General features: G+C 54.3%; 1 pseudogene. It reads left to right on the top strand.

Annotated elements, in window-relative coordinates:
- Nucleotides 1-302 (top strand): annotated as a pseudogene (locus QUB51_RS19700) (hypothetical protein); the annotation flags it as partial.

Raw genomic sequence — 302 nt, 5'->3', positions numbered from 1 at the left:
CCGACTCCCACACCGACTACAAGTCCAACTCCAACTCCCACACCGACTACAAGTCCAACTCCCACACCGACTACAAGTCCAACACCAACTCCCACACCAACTACAAGTCCAACTCCCACACCGACTACAAGTCCAACTCCAACTCCCACACCAACTACAAGTCCAACTCCAACTCCCACACCGACTACAAGTCCAACTCCAACTCCAACTAACAACCAACCGCCATTAGCCAACAATGCCAACTCCCGCCTCGCGCCCAACAGCAGCCAGTTAGTCACAGGATTGGGAGGAAGTGACCCCGA

Source organism: Microcoleus sp. AT8-A3 (genome assembly GCF_036705675.1).
GTDB lineage: Bacteria > Cyanobacteriota > Cyanobacteriia > Cyanobacteriales > Microcoleaceae > Microcoleus.
The sequence above is the reverse complement of the archived record's forward strand: the minus strand, read 5'-3'. Positions and strand labels throughout refer to the sequence as shown.